The 17,058-nt window shown below is 73.7% G+C and carries 16 protein-coding genes; 4 read left to right on the top strand and 12 right to left on the bottom strand.

The genetic code is table 11. The features are described 5' to 3' along the window. Positions 1 to 24: 24 nt before the first annotated feature. On the bottom strand, positions 25 to 1,608 hold the full coding sequence (locus tag IW256_RS14040; RefSeq protein ID WP_197011390.1) for an AMP-binding protein: 1,584 nt from the start codon (positions 1,606 to 1,608) through the stop codon (positions 25 to 27). A 66-nt stretch (positions 1,609 to 1,674) separates the two neighbouring features. On the opposite strand from IW256_RS14040, the gene IW256_RS14035 reads away from it, so the two are divergent. Then, the gene (locus IW256_RS14035; protein WP_197011389.1) at positions 1,675 to 2,652 is read left to right on the top strand and encodes an MBL fold metallo-hydrolase; all 978 of its coding nucleotides are present in this window, start codon (positions 1,675 to 1,677) and stop codon (positions 2,650 to 2,652) included. A gap of 24 nt (positions 2,653 to 2,676) precedes the next feature. On the opposite strand, the gene IW256_RS14030 is transcribed toward IW256_RS14035, so the two are convergent. From IW256_RS14030 to IW256_RS13980, 11 genes are read right to left on the bottom strand one after another with little or no spacing between them, the layout of a single operon-like run. Beyond that, positions 2,677 to 4,248: a class I adenylate-forming enzyme family protein gene (locus IW256_RS14030; RefSeq protein ID WP_197011388.1), complete on the bottom strand. Its 1,572-nt coding sequence runs from the start codon at positions 4,246 to 4,248 to the stop codon at positions 2,677 to 2,679. After that, positions 4,245 to 5,768 (bottom strand): class I adenylate-forming enzyme family protein, encoded by a 1,524-nt coding sequence (locus IW256_RS14025; RefSeq protein WP_197011387.1) that lies wholly within the window; start codon positions 5,766 to 5,768, stop codon positions 4,245 to 4,247. The genes IW256_RS14030 and IW256_RS14025 overlap by 4 nt, the downstream gene beginning before the upstream one ends. Continuing rightward, on the bottom strand, positions 5,768 to 6,265 hold the full coding sequence (locus IW256_RS14020; RefSeq protein ID WP_197011386.1) for a VOC family protein: 498 nt from the start codon (positions 6,263 to 6,265) through the stop codon (positions 5,768 to 5,770). The genes IW256_RS14025 and IW256_RS14020 overlap by 1 nt, the downstream gene beginning before the upstream one ends. A gap of 27 nt (positions 6,266 to 6,292) precedes the next feature. Next, a complete protein-coding gene (locus IW256_RS14015) occupies positions 6,293 to 7,192 on the bottom strand; it encodes an SDR family NAD(P)-dependent oxidoreductase (RefSeq protein ID WP_231403774.1) in 900 nt (299 codons plus the stop codon). After that, on the bottom strand, positions 7,192 to 8,376 hold the full coding sequence (locus IW256_RS14010) for an acetyl-CoA acetyltransferase (protein WP_197011384.1): 1,185 nt from the start codon (positions 8,374 to 8,376) through the stop codon (positions 7,192 to 7,194). Before IW256_RS14010 ends, IW256_RS14015 begins: the two co-directional genes overlap by 1 nt. Further along, positions 8,366 to 9,772, bottom strand: a complete 1,407-nt coding sequence (locus tag IW256_RS14005) for a zinc ribbon domain-containing protein (protein WP_197011383.1) — start codon at positions 9,770 to 9,772, stop codon at positions 8,366 to 8,368. Before IW256_RS14005 ends, IW256_RS14010 begins: the two co-directional genes overlap by 11 nt. A 17-nt stretch (positions 9,773 to 9,789) precedes the next feature. Then, the gene (locus IW256_RS14000; protein ID WP_197011382.1) at positions 9,790 to 10,581 is read right to left on the bottom strand and encodes an ABC transporter ATP-binding protein; all 792 of its coding nucleotides are present in this window, start codon (positions 10,579 to 10,581) and stop codon (positions 9,790 to 9,792) included. Continuing rightward, complete coding sequence (locus IW256_RS13995) at positions 10,578 to 11,474, bottom strand: ABC transporter permease (protein ID WP_197011381.1); 897 nt, start codon at positions 11,472 to 11,474, stop codon at positions 10,578 to 10,580. Before IW256_RS13995 ends, IW256_RS14000 begins: the two co-directional genes overlap by 4 nt. 7 nt (positions 11,475 to 11,481) lie before the next feature. Continuing rightward, complete coding sequence (locus IW256_RS13990) at positions 11,482 to 12,405, bottom strand: ABC transporter permease (protein WP_197011380.1); 924 nt, start codon at positions 12,403 to 12,405, stop codon at positions 11,482 to 11,484. Then, on the bottom strand, positions 12,402 to 13,235 hold the full coding sequence (locus IW256_RS13985) for an ABC transporter ATP-binding protein (RefSeq protein WP_197011379.1): 834 nt from the start codon (positions 13,233 to 13,235) through the stop codon (positions 12,402 to 12,404). Before IW256_RS13985 ends, IW256_RS13990 begins: the two co-directional genes overlap by 4 nt. An 11-nt stretch (positions 13,236 to 13,246) precedes the next feature. Next, the gene (locus IW256_RS13980; RefSeq protein ID WP_197011378.1) at positions 13,247 to 14,761 is read right to left on the bottom strand and encodes an ABC transporter substrate-binding protein; all 1,515 of its coding nucleotides are present in this window, start codon (positions 14,759 to 14,761) and stop codon (positions 13,247 to 13,249) included. A 207-nt stretch (positions 14,762 to 14,968) separates the two neighbouring features. On the opposite strand from IW256_RS13980, the gene IW256_RS13975 reads away from it, so the two are divergent. From IW256_RS13975 to IW256_RS13965, 3 genes are read left to right on the top strand one after another with little or no spacing between them, the layout of a single operon-like run. Next, entirely contained in the window at positions 14,969 to 15,703 is a 735-nt protein-coding gene (locus IW256_RS13975; RefSeq protein ID WP_197011377.1) for an enoyl-CoA hydratase/isomerase family protein, read from the top strand. Continuing rightward, positions 15,700 to 16,518 (top strand): VOC family protein, encoded by an 819-nt coding sequence (locus tag IW256_RS13970; protein WP_197011376.1) that lies wholly within the window; start codon positions 15,700 to 15,702, stop codon positions 16,516 to 16,518. Before IW256_RS13975 ends, IW256_RS13970 begins: the two co-directional genes overlap by 4 nt. Then, positions 16,518 to 17,039, top strand: a complete 522-nt coding sequence (locus tag IW256_RS13965; RefSeq protein WP_197011375.1) for a flavin reductase family protein — start codon at positions 16,518 to 16,520, stop codon at positions 17,037 to 17,039. The genes IW256_RS13970 and IW256_RS13965 overlap by 1 nt, the downstream gene beginning before the upstream one ends. Positions 17,040 to 17,058 lie beyond the last annotated feature (19 nt).

The following is a 17,058-nucleotide window of genomic DNA, read 5'->3' as shown; positions in this document are numbered from 1 at the left end:
CGTTCGGAACCGTCGCCGTCACCGTCACGCGGAGACCTCCTCGGCGTCCGCCAGCCGGGCCTTGTAGAGCTTGCCGTTCGGGTCCCGGGGCAGCGAGTCGTGCACGAGGTACCGCGCCGGGAGCTTGGGCTTGGCCAGGCGGCCGGCGAGGTGGTCGCGGAGCGCCGCCACGGCGGACGGGACGTCCGGGGCGGCGTCGCTCAGGACGACGTGCGCGACGGGGACCTCGCCGTAGTCGGGGTCCGGTGCGCCGACGACGCCCGCGTCCGCGACCCACGGGTGCCCGGTGAGGGCGCCCTCGATCTCGGCCGGGTACACGTTCACCCCGCCCACCAGGATGAGCTCCGCGGCCCGCCCGGTGATGTAGAGGAAGCCGTCCTCGTCCACGTGGCCCACGTCCCAGACGGTCATCAGGCCGTCGCGCCGCGAGCCGTCGGTCTTGCCGGGGTCGTTGTGGTACTCGACCCGGTCCTCGCCCTGGCGCATGTAGACGATGCCGGTCTCGCCGGCCGGCACCTCGGCGCCGTCGTCGTCGAGGATCTTCAGGGTCGAGATCGACGCGGGCCGGCCCACGGTGCCGGGGTGGTCGAGCCACTCCCGCGGGCGGGCGATCGTGGTGCCGACCTCCGTCGAGCCGTAGTACTCGTAGACCACCGGGCCGAACCAGTCCATGATCTGCCGCTTGACCTCCACGGGGCACGGCGCGGCGCCGTGCAGCACGTAGCGCAGGGACGAGACGTCGAAGCCCGCGCGGACCTCCTCCGGGAGCCGCAGCAGCCGCTGGAAGTGCGTGGGGACCATGCTCGTGCCGGTGACCCCGTGCTCCTGGACGCGCCGGAGGAAGCCCTCCGGGGTCCAGCCGTCCATCAGCACCAGGGTGCCGCCCCAGTTCAGCGCGCCGATCGCGGGCGTGAGGTTGGCCGAGTGGTACATCGGCGCCGAGACGAGCCACGCGGCGAACGCCTCGCGGCTCATGCCGAACTCCTTGAACAGCCAGGCGTAGGTGAGGGCGCCCTGGTCGGCGCTGATGCCGCTGAGGGGCCGCTTGACGCCCTTCGGGCGGCCGGTGGTGCCCGAGGTGTACATCATCAGCGACCCGTTCGGGGTCCGCTCCGGGTCGGTCGGCGGCATGCCGCCGGTCAGCTCCGCCATCGGGCGGGCGCCCGCGGTCGCGCCGTCCGCGCCGTCCGTGCCGTCCGCGTGGCCGCCGGCCCCGCCGTCGACGAAGACCTGGACGCCGGGAGGGGCCGCCGCGAGCACCGCCGCCTCGGCGCGCGCCGAGCACAGGACGACCTTCGCGCCGCTGTCCTCCAGGATGTGGGCGATCTCCGGGGCGGTCAGGTGGTAGTTGACCGTGACGAGGTAGATCCCTGACTGCATCGCCGCCAGGTACGCCGCGACCAGGGCGGTGCTGTTGGCCATGACCACGGCCACCGTGTCGCCCTCGCCCACCCCTCGGGCGCGCAGCCCGTGGCAGATCCGGTTCACCTCGGCGAACAGCTCGCCGTAGGTGACGCGCTCGTCGTCGGCCGTGATGACCGCGGACAGGTCCGGGTCGGACACGGCCCACCGCCGGAAGCCGACCTGTTCCTGCGTCCCCTCGCTCATCTCGCTCCTTGAACTACATTCCGACCATTCGGTATCTTTACCGCAGAGTAGATGGGATCATCCTCCATGTCCATACCTGTCAGCGACCGGCACGCCGCGGCGTACCGGTCCCGCGAGGTCCCGGCCCCGCTCCTGGTCACGGACGGCGTCTGGGCCGTCCCGGTGCCGCTCCACGGAAGCCCCCTGCGGTTCATCACCGTCTTCCTCGTCGAGACCTCCGGCGGCCTCGTCCTCATCGACGCCGGATACGACCACCGGTCCTGCTGGGAGTCGTTCACCGGGTCCGTCGCCGGGATCGGGCACGACCTCGGCGACGTCCGGCTGGTGCTGCTCACCCACAACCACCCCGACCACGTCGGCCTCGCCGGCCGCGTCCGGGCGGCGTCCGGCGCCCGCGTGGTCATGGGGCGCGAGGACGACTTCGCCCACCAGCACCGCGTGCGCGGCGGGTTCCTCGCCCAGCTCCGCCGGGCGCTGGAACGGACCGGCGCGCCGCCCGGCGTCGTCGACGACATGCACGCCGCCGGCGCGGGGGCCGCCCGGCTCACCGAGGACCTGCGCGTCGACCTGGCCCCCGAGGGCGACTCCGAGCACGTCCTCGGCGACGTCACGTTCCTGGGACTCCACACGCCCGGTCACACCTACGGGCACACCGTCTACGTCGACACCTCGCGCGGCGTCGTGTTCACCGGCGACACGATGATGGCCGAGGGGCCGACCCAGCTCGCCGTCCCCAGCCTGCCCGGGGACGACCCCGCCGGGGACCTGCTCGCGTCCCTGGACCGCCTCCGCGCCCTCGACGTCGAGATCGCCTGCCCGGCGCACCAGTTCCCCTACCGGGACGTCGCCGCGCGGGCCGGGGAGCTGGCGGCCTTCCACCGGGCGGAGCTGGACGCCGTGGAACGGCTCCTGCGGACCCGCCGCTCGGCGTGGGAGATCGCGCCGCACCTCACGTGGGCGCGGCCCTGGGAGGAACTCGGCGCGGGGAGCAGGCGCTTCGCTCTGATGCATACGCTGTCTCTCGTCCTCGGCGTCACCCGGTGACCGGCGGGGGGCTTCGCGGCCCGCCTACGCGGTCGCCTCCGGCCCGTCCGGGTCCCGCTCGGGGTAGGACCAGTCCGGGCTCATGGCCGGGCGGAGCTCGCGCAGGGTCCGCTTGAGGACCTTGCCCGAGGGGTTGGTGGGGAGTTCCCCGACGACGTAGACCTCCTTGGGGACCTTGAACTTCCCGAGCCGCTCGCGCGCGTACCGGACCAGGTCGCCGGCCTCCAGCCCCGGCCGCCCGACGACGAAGGCGACCGGCATCTCGACCCACAGGGGGTGCGGGGCCCCCACCACCGAGGCCGCGAGCACGAGCGGATGGCCGGCGAGGACGTTCTCGATCTCGGCGCTCGCCATGTTCTCGCCGCCGCTGCGGATCATGTCCTTCAGGCGGTCCCTGATGTAGAGGTGGCCGTCCTCGTCGAAGCAGCCGACGTCCCCCGTGTGGAACCAGCCGCCGCGGAACGACGCGGCGGTGGCGGCGGGGTCGTCGAGGTAGCCCGGGCTGACCTTGGGGCCGCGGGCGATCACCTCGCCGTTCTCCCCCGCGGGCACGTCGTTCCCCTGGGCGTCGACGACCCGGACGTCCACCCAGGGAAGGGGCAGGCCCACCGAGCCCTGCTTGCTCTCCATGTGGGCCTCGTCCAGGTAGGTGAGGCCGCTGCAGGTCTCCGTGAGGCCGTAGCCCTCGATGAGGCGGGCGTTGGGGAACAGCGCGCGGGCGACCCGGAACAGCGCGGTGGTCACCTGGGAGAAGATCAGCCATCGCACCGTGGAGAGGTCCGCCCGCACCGTCTCCGCCACCCGGCGGATCATGTCGAGCATGGTCGCCGCGACCACCATGCCGGTGACGCCCTCGGCCTCGATGGCGGCCAGGACGGCCGCCGGGTCGAACCGCCGCTGGACGACCATGCAGCCGCCGACGTGCCAGATCGCGTACCCGGGGAGGTCGGTCCCGCCGACGTGGTAGAGCGGCGCGAAGTTCAGGATCCGGTCGGCCGGGCGCAGCCCCAGCTCGACGATCTGGGCGTGCATGTTGGCGTTCACGTTGCCGTGGGTCAGCATCACGCCCTTGGGCAGGCTCGTCGTCCCCGACGTGTAGACGATCCGCTGGAGCGCCGAGTCGTCCAGCTCGGCGTCGGGGACCCGGGCGCCCCGGTGGGCCGCGATGAGCGCGCGCAGGTCCGTCCAGGGGCCGCCGACGGGTTCGAGCGCGAGGCGGCGGACCCGCGGGAGCCCGGCGATCGCGTCCTCCACCGTCCCGGCGAACGCGGGGACGGTGGCGACCGCCCCGACCCCGGCGCGCTCCATCAGGTGCCCCAGCTCGGCGGCCGTCAGCCGGTGGTTCAGCGGCACGCACACCGCGCCGAGCCTGGCCAGCGCCAGGGACAGGATCAGGAACTCGGGGACGTTGTCGGCGACGACCGCCACGCGGGCGCCCCGGGCGACGCCGTCCGCCGCCAGCCCGGCGGCGAGCGCGTTCACGTCGGCGTCCAGCTCGGCGTACGTCCAGCGCCGGTCCTCGAAGACGAGCGCGTCCCGGCCGGCGAAGCGGACGGCGTTGACGCCGAGCATCCTGGCGAGGTTCGCCGTGCTCATGTCGCGGCCTCCTGTTCGCGCAGCTTCTTCTTGAGGACCTTGCCCGAGTCGTTGCGCGGGAGGGAGTCGACGATGACGACGTACTTGGGCACCTTGTATTTGGCCAGGTTATCCAGGCAATGCCGCCGGATGTCCCCGGGTCCGGCCGCGCCCGGCTCGCGGAGGATGACGAAGGCCTTCGGGACCTCGTCCCACGCCGGGTCCGGGACGCCGATGACGGCGACCTCGGCGACCTGCGGATGCTGGGCGATGACCCGCTCGACCTCGGCGCCGGCGACGTTCTCGCCGCCGGACTTGATCAGGTCGGCGCGGCGGTCGACGAACCAGAGGTAGCCGTCCTCGTCCATCCGGCCGACGTCGCCGGTGCGGAACCAGCCGTCCCGGCGGCTGCGCCGGTCGGCCTCCTCGTCCCGCCAGTAGCCGGGCGAGATCTTGTCGCCCCGTACGATGATCTCCCCCTCGACACCGGGCGGCACCTCCCGGAAGTCCTCGTCGACGATGCGGATGTGGACGCCGGGGAACGGGGCGCCCAGCGAGCCGAGCTTGGACTCCTCGTGGGCGGCGTCCATGTAGCAGACGCCGTTGCACAGCTCGGTCATGCCGAACGTGTCGATGGTGCGCACGTGCGGGAAGCGTGCTTTCACCTCCCGGCGGACGCTCGGCGCGACCCCGGCGAACAGGAGGTAGCGCAGGGCGCCGAGGTCGGGGCGCGGGTCGAGGTCCATGATCCCGAAGAGGATCTGGGCGGCCAGGACCATCCCGGTGACGCGCTCCTCGGCGGCGACGCGCGCGATGTCGCCGGGCTTGAACGTCGGCGTCAGGACCATCGTGGCCCCGGCGACGAAGGTCGCGAGGCCGGGCGCCTCCAGGCCGCTGACGTGGAACAGCGGCGCCGAGATCAGGATCCGGTCGTCCTGGGTCAGCTCCAGCTCCAGGATCTGCGCCCGGTGGTTGGCGATCAGGTTGCCGCACGTGTGGACGACGCCCTTGGGGCGGGCCGTGGTGCCGGAGGTGTAGAGGAGCCGGTGGACGTCGCCGGGATCCTTCTCGGCGTCGGGGACCCGGACGCCCGGCGGCTGCGCGGCCAGCAGCCCGGCCAGGCTCCCGGCGCCCGGGACCGCGTCCCGCCCGTTGGCCACGATGACCCGCAGGCCGGTGCTCCGCGCCAGATGGGCCGCCTCGTCCCGGAAGTCGTCGTCGTACAGCAGGCAGGTGATCCCGGCCTGCTCGACGATGTACGCCTGCTCGCCGGCGTGCAGGCGCCAGTTCAGCGGCACCGCGACGGCGCCGAGGCGGCTGAGGGCCAGCAGCTCGATGACGTAGGTGGCGGTGTTGCGGCCGAGGACGCCGACCAGGTCCGCCGCCGTGATCCCGGCGGCGAGCAGGGCGGCGGCGTGCCGGTCCACGTCGGCGTCCAGCTCGGCGTACGTCCAGCGCCGGCCGTCGCCGACGAGGGCCTCGCGGCCGGCGCGGCGCAGCGCCTGGACGCGCAGCGTCTCGCTGAAGTTGCTCGTCGCCATCAGCCCGCGCCCTCCCCGGCGCGGAAGGCCAGGACCTCCGCCCGGCTCGGGAGGCTGACGAACTCCAGCAGGTTGCCGTCGGGGTCCCGGGCGGCGAACGCCATGATCGGGCCGTAGTTCTCCAGGACGGACCGCCGCGGCGGGGCGACGCACTCGGCGCCGAGGCCCCTGAGCCGCTCGTAGACCTCGCCGATCTCGTCGTGCGGAACCTGGAAGCTCAGCAGGAAGGTGCCCAGCTCCAGGTGGCCGGCGGTGGCGGTGCGCCGCTTCGGACCGTTCCACTCGATGAGTTCGAGCTGGCCGACCCGGCTGGGGCCCTGGAGGTACTGGACCCGGCCGGTGGTCCCCTCCGGGAGCCCGAGGGACTCCTCGATCGCGGCCCCTCCGACGTCGGTGCGCAGCGTCCTGCGGTAGCCGAGGGCCTTCTCGTAGAAGGCGGCGGCGCGGTCGAGGTCGGAGACGGTCATCGCCACGTGGTGGACTTCGCTGACGGGCATGGCTTCCTCTCTCTCCTGGGTGGGCGGCTAGGCGCCGAGGACCTTCTGGATGAGGGCGACCTCGTCCGCGCCGCTCCGGGGGACGATGTGGTCGTCGAGAGAGCGGATCTCCTCGATCGCCGCGAGGACGTCGTCGGGAGACGCGGGCTCCGGGCCCGAGTACCAGCCGGGGGTCACGCCGAGGAAGATCCGCCCGACCCGGCCGCCGCCGACCGTGAGGATGTGCCGGTTCAGGTCGCACCGCTCGGAGGCGAGGTAGGCCGCGACGGCCGCGACGTGCCGGGGGTCGAACCGGCCGGCCAGGTCGCCGAGGAGGCCCTCGGTCATGCGCGTGGCGGCGGTCGGCGACAGCGCGTTGACGAGGATCCCGTGGCGCTCGCCCTCCAGCGCCAGCACGTTCGCCAGGCCGACCAGGCCCGCCTTCGCGGCGGCGTAGCTGGACTGGCCGAAGGTGCCCAGCAGTCCCGACGAGGAGGTGGTGAGCACGACGCGGCCGTAGCGCCGCTCGACCATGTGCGGCCACGCCGGGCGCAGGACGTTGAACGCGCCCCCGAGGTGGACGTCGAGGACGGCGGTGACGTCGTCGTCGGTCATCTTCCCGAACGTGCGGTCCCGCAGGATCCCGGCGTTGTGGATGACGGCGTCCACCTGGCCGAACTCCTCCACCGCCCGCCGTACGAGGGCGGCGCCGCCCTCGACGGTCGCCACCGAGTCCGTGGAGGCGACGGCGACGCCGCCGAGCCCGCGGATCTCCCGGGCGACCTCCCCGGCGGCACCGGAGGACCCGGTGCCGTCCACGGTTCCGCCCAGGTCGTTGACGACGACCCGCGCCCCGTGCTCGGCCAGGGTGAACGCGTGCGCGCGGCCGATGCCGTGACCGGCTCCGGTGACGATCACGACCCGCCCGTCGAAGGTGACGGCCCCCATCACAGCTCCCTTCCCAGGACGGCCACGAACGCCACCGACGAACCGGGCTGGCCGCCCAGGTTCTGCGAGACGGCGAGCCGGGCGTCCGGTACCTGGCGCTCCCCCGCCTCCCCGCGGAGCTGGGTGAAGCACTCGAACATCATGCGCAGCCCGGTGGCGCCGATCGGGTGGCCGAAGGACTTCAGGCCGCCGTCGGTGTTGACCGGCAGGGCGCCGCCGAGGTCGTACCGGCCGTCGAGGATGTCGCGCCAGGCCTTGCCCCGCTCGGAGAACCCGAGGTCCTCCATCAGGACCACCTCGGTCGGGGTGAAGCAGTCGTGCACCTCGGCGAGCGAGATCTGCGCCGCCGGGTCCGTCACGCCCGCCTGGGCGTAGGCCTGCCGCGCGGCGGTGACGACCTCGGGGAACGTCGTGAAGTCGTACCCGCCGGACGCCAGCCCGGCGCCGGACCCCGCGACGAAGCTCATGCCCCGCAGGTACACCGGCCGGTCGGTGTACCTGTGCGCGTCCTCCGCGCGGACGATGACGGCCGCCGCCGCCCCGTCGGAGACGCCGGAGCAGTCCAGCACGCCGAGCGGGCCCGCGATGCGCGGCGACCTCTCGACGGCCTCGGCCGTGACGGGCCTCCGGAACTGGGCACGCTCGTTGAGGGCCCCGTTCGCGTGGTTCTTCACCGCCACGCGGGTCATCGCGGCGCGCATGTCGCGGTCCCCGACGCCGTGCGCCGCCTGATAGGCCGGGGCCAGGAGCGAGAATCCCGCCGGGGCCGTCCAGTCCACGTCGGTCCCGTCGGCGGGTGGGAGCGTGGCGGACAGGCCGGACTGGGAGCTGTCCTTGAGCTTCTCGACGCCGGTGGCCATGACGACGTCGTAGGCGCCGGACGCGACGCCGAAGACGGCGTTGCGGAAGGCCTCGGACCCGGTCGCACAGTAGTTCTCGACCCGGGTCACGGGCTTCCCCGCCAGCCGCAGCGGCCGGGCGAGGACCTGGCCGGACAGGCCCGTCCCCTGGGTGCCGACCCAGAACGCGTCGACGTCCTCCAGCGACAGCCCGGGCACGGACCCCACGCACTCGCCGACGGCGTCGACGAGGAGGTCGTCGGCCGAGGAGTTCCAATGGTCGCGGAACGGCGTGCAGCCCATCGCGACGATGGCCACGTCGTGGACCATGCGGTTAGTCGTCATCGGTCGTGGCCCCCCACGGACGGAGCTTCCAGAAGTAGTTGTGGATCGCGTCGGTGGTCCACAGCCGCCGGAACGTGGGCCGCATCCGCATGCCGACGGTGACGGCCGCGGGCTCGACGTCGGCCGCGTAGGCGCTGAGCCGGCCGCCCCCGAGCCCGTCGTCGTCGAAGTCGGCGACGACGATCGCGACCTCGGCCTCGGGCATGGTCGTCAGGTGGTCCCGGGTGACCGAGACGACGGTGGCGACCCGGTCGCGCAGCGTGACCTTCTCCCCGCCGCCGGTGCCCCCGGCGACGCCGCAGGACGCGCAGACCCGCCCCGGCGGCGTGGTGACGGCGCCGCAGGCGTCGCAGCGGCCGCCCTCCAGCCGGTACTTCCAGCCGGCCCGGCGGTGCATCGGCGGGGCGGCCGGGGCCGGCGCGGCCGGGCGGGCCGGGCCCTGGACGTCGAGCAGGCCGCGCCAGCGCAGGTAGCGGCCGTAGGCGAGGTCCTGCCGCGCGGCGAGCTGCTCCCGCACCGGACGGCCGCCGCGCGCGGACCCGACGCCGTCGCCGGCGCGCAGGACGAACGCGTCCGCGCCCTCCGCCGCCGAGAGCAGCAGGATCGTCTGGCCGGGCCGGGCCGTGTCGAGCGTCGCGGCCAGCAGCAGGCCCGGGTGGGCGGCGCCGGTGTGGCCGGTGAGCCGCTCGACGGCGGCGTCCGCGCCGGAACCGCCGAGTGCGCGGCGGAGGGCCGCGGCGGCGCGGGCGTTGGAGGACGCGACGACGACGTGGTCGACGGCGTCCAGGCCCGCCTCGGCCAGCGCCCGCCGCGCCGCCTCCCGCCCGCTCGCGACCAGGATCTCGGCGGTGAACCGCTCGTCCCAGACGCGGTCGTGCCGCTCGCCGGGCAGCCGCCACCGGTCCAGCACCTCGGCGGTCCGGCCCGCGCGGGCCAGCAGGACGGCCGCGGCGTCACCGGCGGTGAACGCGGCGGCGGCGTCCCCCTGTGCCAGCTCGTCGGGCGCGCCGGGCCGGGTCGTCCGGACGTCGGCGAGCGCGGCGGTGGCACCGCCGCGCAGCACCAGGTCGAGCGCGACCGCGCCCGACCGGTGGCCGCGCAGGTCGGCGGCCGCCACGCCGGGGTCCAGGCCGAGGGCCTCGTGCACGATGCCCGCCGAGGTCTTGCCGTCGTAGGGCGCCCCGGTCGTCGCGAGGAGGAGCTGCCGGCCGGCGGGGGTGCCGGCGGCGATCTCCCGGAGCGCCTCGACCGCCATCGTCACGGTGTCCTCGTCGAACGCGGCCACACCGCGCGCCGGGCCGCCGGGGGGCGGCTCGGCGCCGTCGAGGCTGGTGCCGGTCAGCGCGTACGCGGGCAGGTACGCCGCGTACGCGCCGATGCCGTTCTGTTCGGGCATGGGTGGGTCGTGCCTCCTCAGGTCCAGGTCGGGATGGCCGCGAGCAGCCGCCGGGTGTAGTCCTCCCGGGGCCGGTCCAGGACGGTCAGGGCGGGGCCCTGCTCGACCACGCGGCCGCCGTTCATGACCGCGATGCGGTCGCACAGGTCGCTGGCCAGCATCAGGTCGTGGGTGACGAACAGGAGGCCGATGCCGAGCTCGCCGACGAGGGTCCGGAACAGCTCGACGACCTTGGTCTGGGTGGTCACGTCGAGCGCGGTGGTGCACTCGTCGGCGATGACCAGGGACGGCCGCGTGACCACCGCCAGGCCGATCGCCACCCGCTGGCGGAGGCCGCCGGAGAGCTGGTGCGGGTAGCTGTCGAGGACGCGCCCGGTGTCGGCGATCCGCATCTGCTCGAGCACCTCGGCCGAGCGGCGCTCGACCTCGTCCTTGGTGATGTCGCGGACGTGCCTGCGGAGGACCTCCGCGAGGTGGGTCCGCACCTTCATGAGCGGGTTGAGCGAGCGGGAGGCGTCCTGGAAGACCATCCCGACGGCGGAGCCGCGGACCCGGCCGGTGCGGTCCAGGCCCGGGGCGACGATCCGCTCCCCCGCCAGGGAGATCGAGCCGCCGTCCACGCGGACGTTCCGTTCGAGCAGCCCGACGACGGACCGGGCCAGGGTGGTCTTGCCGGAGCCGGACTCGCCGACGACCCCGACGGTCTCGCCGCGCCCGATCGTCAGGTCGACGTCCGCCAGGAGCGGGAGGTCGCGGTGCGCGACCCGCGCCGCGATGGACAGGCCCGCCACGTTCAGCAACTCGGTCATCGGCGCCGCTTCCGTGGGTCGTGGTGGGTGAGGAGCGCGTCGCCGAGGAGGTTCACCAGCAGCACCAGGACGGTGATGGCGAGCCCCGGGAAGAACGCGATCCACCAGGCCTGGCTCAGCTCGTCCTGCCCGGACGCGAGCATGGAGCCCCAGCTGGACCGGGGCGGCACGACGCCGAGGCCGAGGAAGCTGAGCGCGCTCTCGACGAGGATCGCGGTGCCGACCTGGAGCGTTCCGAGGGCGACGATCGTGCCCGCGAGGTTCGGCAGCACGTGCCGGAACACGATGCGGGCCTCCGAGGCCCCGACGGCGCGGAGCCCGAGGACGAACTGCCGCTCGCGGATGCTCAGGGTCGTGGAACGGGTGACGCGGGCGCAGGCCGCCCATCCGGTGAGCGCCAGGACGAGGAACAGCACCGGGAGGGAACTGCCCCGGTTGGAGATGATCGCCAGGGCGATGAGGATGAACGGCAGTGCGAGCTGGGCGTCGATGAGGATGGAGATCGCCTTGTCGGCCCGGCCGCGGAAGTAGCCCGCGAGCAGGCCGACCAGGACGCCGGGCCCGATCGCGACCAGCGCCCCGACCAGCCCGATCGTGATCGTCAGCCGGCCGGCGGTCACCAGTTCCGTGAGGACGTCCTGGCCCCGCTTGCCGGTCCCGAGGGGATGCTCCCAGGTGCCGCCGGACAGGAACGCGGGCGGCAGCCTCGTCTTCGACAGGTCCTGGCCGCCCTCGGGCAGGAGCCCGGTGACCGGCAGGACGAAGACCAGGACGCCGATCGCCACCAGCGGCACCGACAGCCAGAACACCGAGGTGCGGGCGCGCCGGGGCCGCCGGGCCGCGGGCGCCTCCTCCTTCGCGGCCGGGCGCGGATCCAGTTCGAGCCGGCTCATCGCGGGTTCACCTCACCCTCGGGTCGACGACGGAGTGGACGACGTCGACGATCAGGTTCAAGCAGACGAAGACGACGGCGCCGAACACGACGATCGCCTGGACCAGCGGGAAGTCGCGGAACTGGACCGCCTGGAGGGCGAGCTGCCCGAGGCCGGGCCAGGAGTAGACGTACTCGATCGCGACGGCGCCCGACAGCAGGATCCCGGTCTGGAGGACGACGATGGTCAGCACCGGCATCAGCGCGTTCTTGAAGGCGTGCCGCCACACGACGCGCACCGGGCCGATCCCCCGGGCGCGGGCGGAGTCGACGAACGGCTCGGCCAGCGCCTCGCTCATGGACGCCCGGGTCAGCCGCGCGATGTGCGCCATCGGGTACAGCGACATCGTCACGCCCGGGAGGACGAGATGCCGCGGCGACCCGGACTGCCCGGCCGGAAGCCAGCCCAGCTTCACCGCGAAGAGGACGACGAGCATCATGCCGAGCCAGAAGACCGGGACGGACTGGCCGAGGAGGGCGAGCGTGGACGCCGCCCGGTCCCACCAGGTGCCCTCGCGGGTCGCCGCGAGGACGCCCAGCGGGATCCCGACGAGGACCGCGATGGCCATCCCGGCCCCGACGAGCTGGAGCGTGTAGGGCACCCGCTCGAAGATCATCGTGGTGTTGGCCTGGTAGAACTGGAGCGACTCGCCGAGGTCCCCGGTGAAGACGCCCCGGAGGTAGTCGAGGTACTGGACGATCAGGGACCGGTCGAGGCCGAGCTGCTGCCGCAGCGCCTCCCGCTGCTCGGGCGGTGCCGTGGGTCCGAGGATGTTGGCGGTCGGGTCCCCCGAGAGCCTCCCGAGGGCGAACGCCATCGTCAGGGCGATGAACAGCGACGCGAAGAGCGTCGCGACGCGGGCGCCGGCGCGCCGCAGGCGGGCGGTCCTCATCGGCGGGCCCTCCAGCGCGCTCCGGGCATCGCGGCGAGGAGCTCGCGCGTGTACGCGTGGGCGGGGTCGGTGAAGACCGTCTCGCACGGCCCGGACTCCACGACCTTCCCGCGTCGCATGACGTGGACGGAGTCGCACACGGACCGGACGACCGCGAGGTCGTGGCTGATCATGAGCAGGGCGGCTCCCGTGGTCTGCCGCACCTCCCGGAGGAGGGCGAGTACGTCGGCCTGGACGGAGACGTCGAGCCCGGACGTGGGTTCGTCGGCGACGATGAGCCGGGGGCGCATGAGCAGGGCCCGCGCGATGCAGACCCGCTGCGCCTGGCCGCCGCTGAGCTGGTGCGGGTACCGGTCGAGCAGGTCCGGGGAGAGCCGGACGCGTTCGAGCAGCGCCGCGTCGTCGATCCAGGAGGTGCGTTCCCGCTGGAGCCCGCGGATCTCCCGCAGGCCCGAGCGGACGGACTGCCGCGAGTCCAGCGAGCCGTGCGGGTCCTGGAACACGATCTGGACCTCGGGGCGCAGCTCCCGGAGCCGCCGCCGTCCGAGGGTCGCCAGCGAGTGCCCCAGGAGCCGGATCTCGCCGGCGCCGCGCGGTCCCAGGCCCGTGGCGGCCATCGCGAGGGTGGTCTTGCCGGAGCCGGACTCGCCGACCACGGCGGCGCTCTCACCCGCGTCGATGCGCAGGGAGACGCCGTCCACGGCGCGGAAGACCTCGCCCGTGCCGCGGTCGCGGTGCTCGACCACCAGCCCGTCCACGGTCAGGACGGGCACGTTCTCCGGGGTGCGGGAGCCCCGGCCGGTACCGGCCGGGGCGTCCCTCTCCAGCATCCCGGCCATCCTCAGCGCGTCGCCTTCGTGAAGTCGACGCTGTTCAGGGGCCCGTAGACGATGCCGTCCGCGCCCGATCCGAGGCCGTAGGTGTAGATCTGCTTGTACAGGGGGACGTAGCAGTGCTTCTGGACGACCCCGAGGGTGTTGAGCTCGTCGTAGATGCTCTGCGCCGCGTCGGCGTTCTTCTGCTCCAGCGCCTTCGCCACCAGCCGGTCGATCGCCGGGTCCGGGCAGCTGCTGGTGATCGAGGCCGACTTCATGAAGCCGCTGGCGAAGAAGTCGGGCACGGCCACGTTCGGGACCGCTCCGAGCAGGAACAGGCCGTCGATCTGGCGTCCGGCCACCTGCTTGACCAGCGTCCCGTAGTCGACGGGCAGGTACTTCACCGTGAACCCGGCCTGCTGGAGGCTCGCGCCGACCGACTCGGCGACCTCCTTCATGTTGGTGTACTGGCCGGCCGGGTAGGTGAGGTTGACGGACGGGCCGGACGAGCCGACGAGCTGCTTGGCCCGCGCGGGGTCGGCGTCCACCCGGCGCGCGGGCTGGGTTCCGGGCTTGACGTTGAGCAGGCCGCCGTCGGCGACCGCCTTGCCGTCGAAGATGCCCTTGACGATGTCGTCGCGGTTGATGGCCAGCGCGGCCGCCTCGCGCAGCGTGGCGTCCTTGAACGGCGCCTTGGTCGCCTCCAGGAACGCGGTGATCTTCAGCGCGGACTCGGTGCTGACGACCTTGAGCCCGGCCTTCTTCGCCTGGTCGGCCTGGGCGGGCGGGAGGTCGAAGGCGACGTCGACGCTCTTGCCCTGGAGCAGCGCGAGCCGCTGGGACGCCTCGGTGGCCCAGGTGAAGGTCACGCCGGTGTTGGCGGGCTTCGCGCCCCAGTAGGACGGGTTGGCCTTGACCGAGATCTCCCGGCCGGGCTTCGCGCCCTCGAACACGTAGGGCCCGGTGCCGACGGGGGCGGCGGAGAAGCCTGCGGGGCCCTTCTCCTTGTAGTACTTCGGCGGCACCAGGTACACGGTGGTGAGCAGGTTCGGGATGTCGTACTGCGGGCGCTTGGTCGTCACCTCCACCGTCGTGGCGTCCGGGGCCTCGATCGAGGCGACGTTCCCGAAGTAGGTCTTGAGGATCGAGGTGTTCTGGTCGCGCGTGAGCGTCAGCGTGTTGACGACCGCGGCGGCGTCCGCGGTCTCACCGTTGCTGAACTTGACGTTCGGGCGCAGCGTGAACGTCCACTTGGTGGGCGACGCGCGCTTCCAGTCGGTGATGAGGCCGGTGCGGGCGGGCTCCAGGTCCGAGCCCGTGGTGACCAGCGGCTCCACCATGGTGGCCCAGACGACCTGCGCCGAGCGGGCGCCGGCGATCGGGTCGAGGGTCGCCGGCTGCGCGTTGAGAAGCGCCCGGATGCGGGACGTGTCCGACGTGCCGGTGGCCGGGCCCCCTCCACAGCCGGCGGCGCCGGCCGCCACCGTCGCCGCGACGGCGATGCCCGCCAGCCGCCGAAGGGTCGAGGCATTCTTGATCATTTTGATCCTCCACAGCGTCGGACTGTCCGCAGGCAGCGTCGAACTGACGGCACTCACGTGTCACACAGACCCTGGCCCGTGACGCTCGCCACAAAGTACCGACCGGCCGGTATCAAGTCAACGGTCTGCCCGATGTCGGAATGGATGGCCACGTTCGATTTTCCATGGTCAGCGATTTCATACCGACCGGCATGTATGATTTCGCCCATGCCGATCATAGTGACGGACGAGCACGGGGGCCGCGTCGCCAGGGTGACCTTCGACAACTCCGCGCGGGGCAACTGCTTCGACGACCCCCTGCTGCGGGAGCTGACCGAGACCCTGGAGGCCGCCGCCGCGGACCCGGACCGCGCCCTGATCCGCCTGGCCATGGCCGGGCGGCACTTCTGCGGAGGCTGGGACACCTCGTCGTTCGAGGGCCTCGCCGACGAGCCCGCGGCGGCCGTGGCCGAACGCCTCCGCGCCGGTGACGCCCTGCTCGACCGGATCAGGAGGCTGCCCGTGCCCGTGGTGGCCGGGGTCCGCGGCCGGGTCGTCGGCTTCGGCGTCGGCCTGCTGAGCGCCGTGCACCTCCCCATCGCGGCCGAGGAGGCCCGGGCGTCCCTGCCCGAGGCGCGGTTCGGGTTCGCTCCGGCCGGGGTCGGCCACGTGGTGGCGCGGGCGCTGCCGCGGGCGCTGGCCTACCCGCTGCTGTGCGGGCTCACGGCGGCGACGGCCCGTGAGCTGCACGCGTGGGGCCTGGTCTCCCAGGTCGTGGACGCCGCCGAGCTCGACCCGGCCGTCGACGCGATGGTCGAGGGGCTCCTCGCGGTGCCGGGCGGCACCCTCCGCGCGGTCGTCGAGGTCGTCGAGTCGAGCCTGGCCACCGGGCTCCCGGACCGCGCGTACGAGGTGTCCGCGCGGACCATCACCGGCGCGGGGCACCGGGGAGCGACGTCATGACGGGCCGGCGGTTCCGGCCGGGCGAGGCGGCCTGGGTCGAGCTGTGCACACCCGATCCCGAGGCCGCCGAGGAGTTCTACGGCGCGCTGCTCGGCTGGTCGGTGCGGCACGAGCGGCTCGGCGGCTCGACGTACCGGATGTGCACCGTCGGCGGCCGGGACGTGGCCGGGATCTCCGACGCCGCGCTGCACGGCGGCCGGCCGCGCGGCTGGCTCACCTACTTCGCGGTCGACGACGTCGGCGCGGCGGCGCGCGAGGCGGTCGGCCTGGGCGGCGAGCTGGTGACGGCGCCGCGGTACCTGCCCGCGGCCGGGACCGGCGCGACGGTGGTGGACCCGTACGGCGCGGCGTTCGGCCTCTACCAGGGTGAGGCCCGCGCGGGCGTCCAGCTCCTCAACCTCCCCGGCGCGCTCTGCTGGAACGAGCTGGACACCGGTGAGCCGGAGGGGTCGGTGGCGTACTACCGGTCGCTGTTCGGCTACGGCACCGAGTCCCGCGACGACACGCCGACCGGGCGTCCCTACACGGTCCTGACGCTCGGCGACGTCCCCGTGGCGGGCGTGCTGGAACTCGACAGCGCGTGGCCGAACGTCGTGCCGTCGCGGTGGATCACCTACTTCGCCGTCACGTCGCTCGACACGGCGGTCGCCCGGGCGGTCGAGCTCGGCGGCACCGCGACCGTCGGGCCGGTCGACGGCCCGCACGGTCCCCTGCACCTGGTGAAGGACCCGGGCGGGCACACGGTGTGCCTGATCCGGCTCGAAGACGGCCTGCGACCCGACCACGTCCCCAGCCCCCCGGCGGTGATCCGATGATGACAGAACCGTTGCTCGACTCCACCCGGTTCCGCCGCGTGTGCGGCCAGTTCCCCACCGGCGTGACGGCGGTGACCGCCACGACCGCCGACGGGCGGGTGGCGGCCCTGACGGTGAACTCCTTCACGTCGGTGTCGCTCGAACCCGCGAAGGTGCTGTTCTGCCTGGCGGACTCGTCGTCGAGCTTCCCCGTGCTGATCGAGGCGGAGCGCATCGCGATCCACATCCTCAGCCGGGACCAGGAGGACGTCGCCCGGCGGTTCGCGACGTCGGGGCTGTCGGGCGCGGAACGGCTGGAGGGCGTCGGGTGGACGCCCGGCCCGGACGGCGTCCCGCTGCTGCCCGGCACCCCGGCGATCCTCGCCGGGCGCCCCGGCGAGATCATCACCAGCGGCGACCACGCGATCATCCTGGTGGCCGTCGACCACGTCCACCTGAAGCCGACCGGCGCTCCGGCCCTGTCGTTCTACCAGGGCCGGTTCACCACGCCGGTCGTCGCGGCGCCGGACACCGGAGCGTGACGCCGGGGGCGCCCGCCGG

Source organism: Actinomadura viridis, assembly GCF_015751755.1.
GTDB classification, from domain to species: Bacteria; Actinomycetota; Actinomycetes; order Streptosporangiales; family Streptosporangiaceae; genus Spirillospora; species Spirillospora viridis.
Note: the sequence above shows the minus strand (reverse complement) of the source record. Positions and strands in the feature narration are given on the sequence as shown.

What these genes read in the sequence shown, in the direction of transcription:
- IW256_RS14040 (WP_197011390.1), bottom strand. Translation starts at nt 1,608, where the DNA reads ATGAGCGAGGGGACGCAGGAACAGGTCGGCTTCCGGCGGTGGGCCGTG.
- IW256_RS14035 (WP_197011389.1), top strand. Translation starts at nt 1,675, where the DNA reads ATGTCCATACCTGTCAGCGACCGGCACGCCGCGGCGTACCGGTCCCGC.
- IW256_RS14030 (WP_197011388.1), bottom strand. Translation starts at nt 4,248, where the DNA reads ATGAGCACGGCGAACCTCGCCAGGATGCTCGGCGTCAACGCCGTCCGC.
- IW256_RS14025 (WP_197011387.1), bottom strand. Translation starts at nt 5,768, where the DNA reads ATGGCGACGAGCAACTTCAGCGAGACGCTGCGCGTCCAGGCGCTGCGC.
- IW256_RS14020 (WP_197011386.1), bottom strand. Translation starts at nt 6,265, where the DNA reads ATGCCCGTCAGCGAAGTCCACCACGTGGCGATGACCGTCTCCGACCTC.
- IW256_RS14015 (WP_231403774.1), bottom strand. Translation starts at nt 7,192, where the DNA reads ATGGGGGCCGTCACCTTCGACGGGCGGGTCGTGATCGTCACCGGAGCC.
- IW256_RS14010 (WP_197011384.1), bottom strand. Translation starts at nt 8,376, where the DNA reads ATGACGACTAACCGCATGGTCCACGACGTGGCCATCGTCGCGATGGGC.
- IW256_RS14005 (WP_197011383.1), bottom strand. Translation starts at nt 9,772, where the DNA reads ATGCCCGAACAGAACGGCATCGGCGCGTACGCGGCGTACCTGCCCGCG.
- IW256_RS14000 (WP_197011382.1), bottom strand. Translation starts at nt 10,581, where the DNA reads ATGACCGAGTTGCTGAACGTGGCGGGCCTGTCCATCGCGGCGCGGGTC.
- IW256_RS13995 (WP_197011381.1), bottom strand. Translation starts at nt 11,474, where the DNA reads ATGAGCCGGCTCGAACTGGATCCGCGCCCGGCCGCGAAGGAGGAGGCG.
- IW256_RS13990 (WP_197011380.1), bottom strand. Translation starts at nt 12,405, where the DNA reads ATGAGGACCGCCCGCCTGCGGCGCGCCGGCGCCCGCGTCGCGACGCTC.
- IW256_RS13985 (WP_197011379.1), bottom strand. Translation starts at nt 13,235, where the DNA reads ATGCTGGAGAGGGACGCCCCGGCCGGTACCGGCCGGGGCTCCCGCACC.
- IW256_RS13980 (WP_197011378.1), bottom strand. Translation starts at nt 14,761, where the DNA reads ATGATCAAGAATGCCTCGACCCTTCGGCGGCTGGCGGGCATCGCCGTC.
- IW256_RS13975 (WP_197011377.1), top strand. Translation starts at nt 14,969, where the DNA reads ATGCCGATCATAGTGACGGACGAGCACGGGGGCCGCGTCGCCAGGGTG.
- IW256_RS13970 (WP_197011376.1), top strand. Translation starts at nt 15,700, where the DNA reads ATGACGGGCCGGCGGTTCCGGCCGGGCGAGGCGGCCTGGGTCGAGCTG.
- IW256_RS13965 (WP_197011375.1), top strand. Translation starts at nt 16,518, where the DNA reads ATGACAGAACCGTTGCTCGACTCCACCCGGTTCCGCCGCGTGTGCGGC.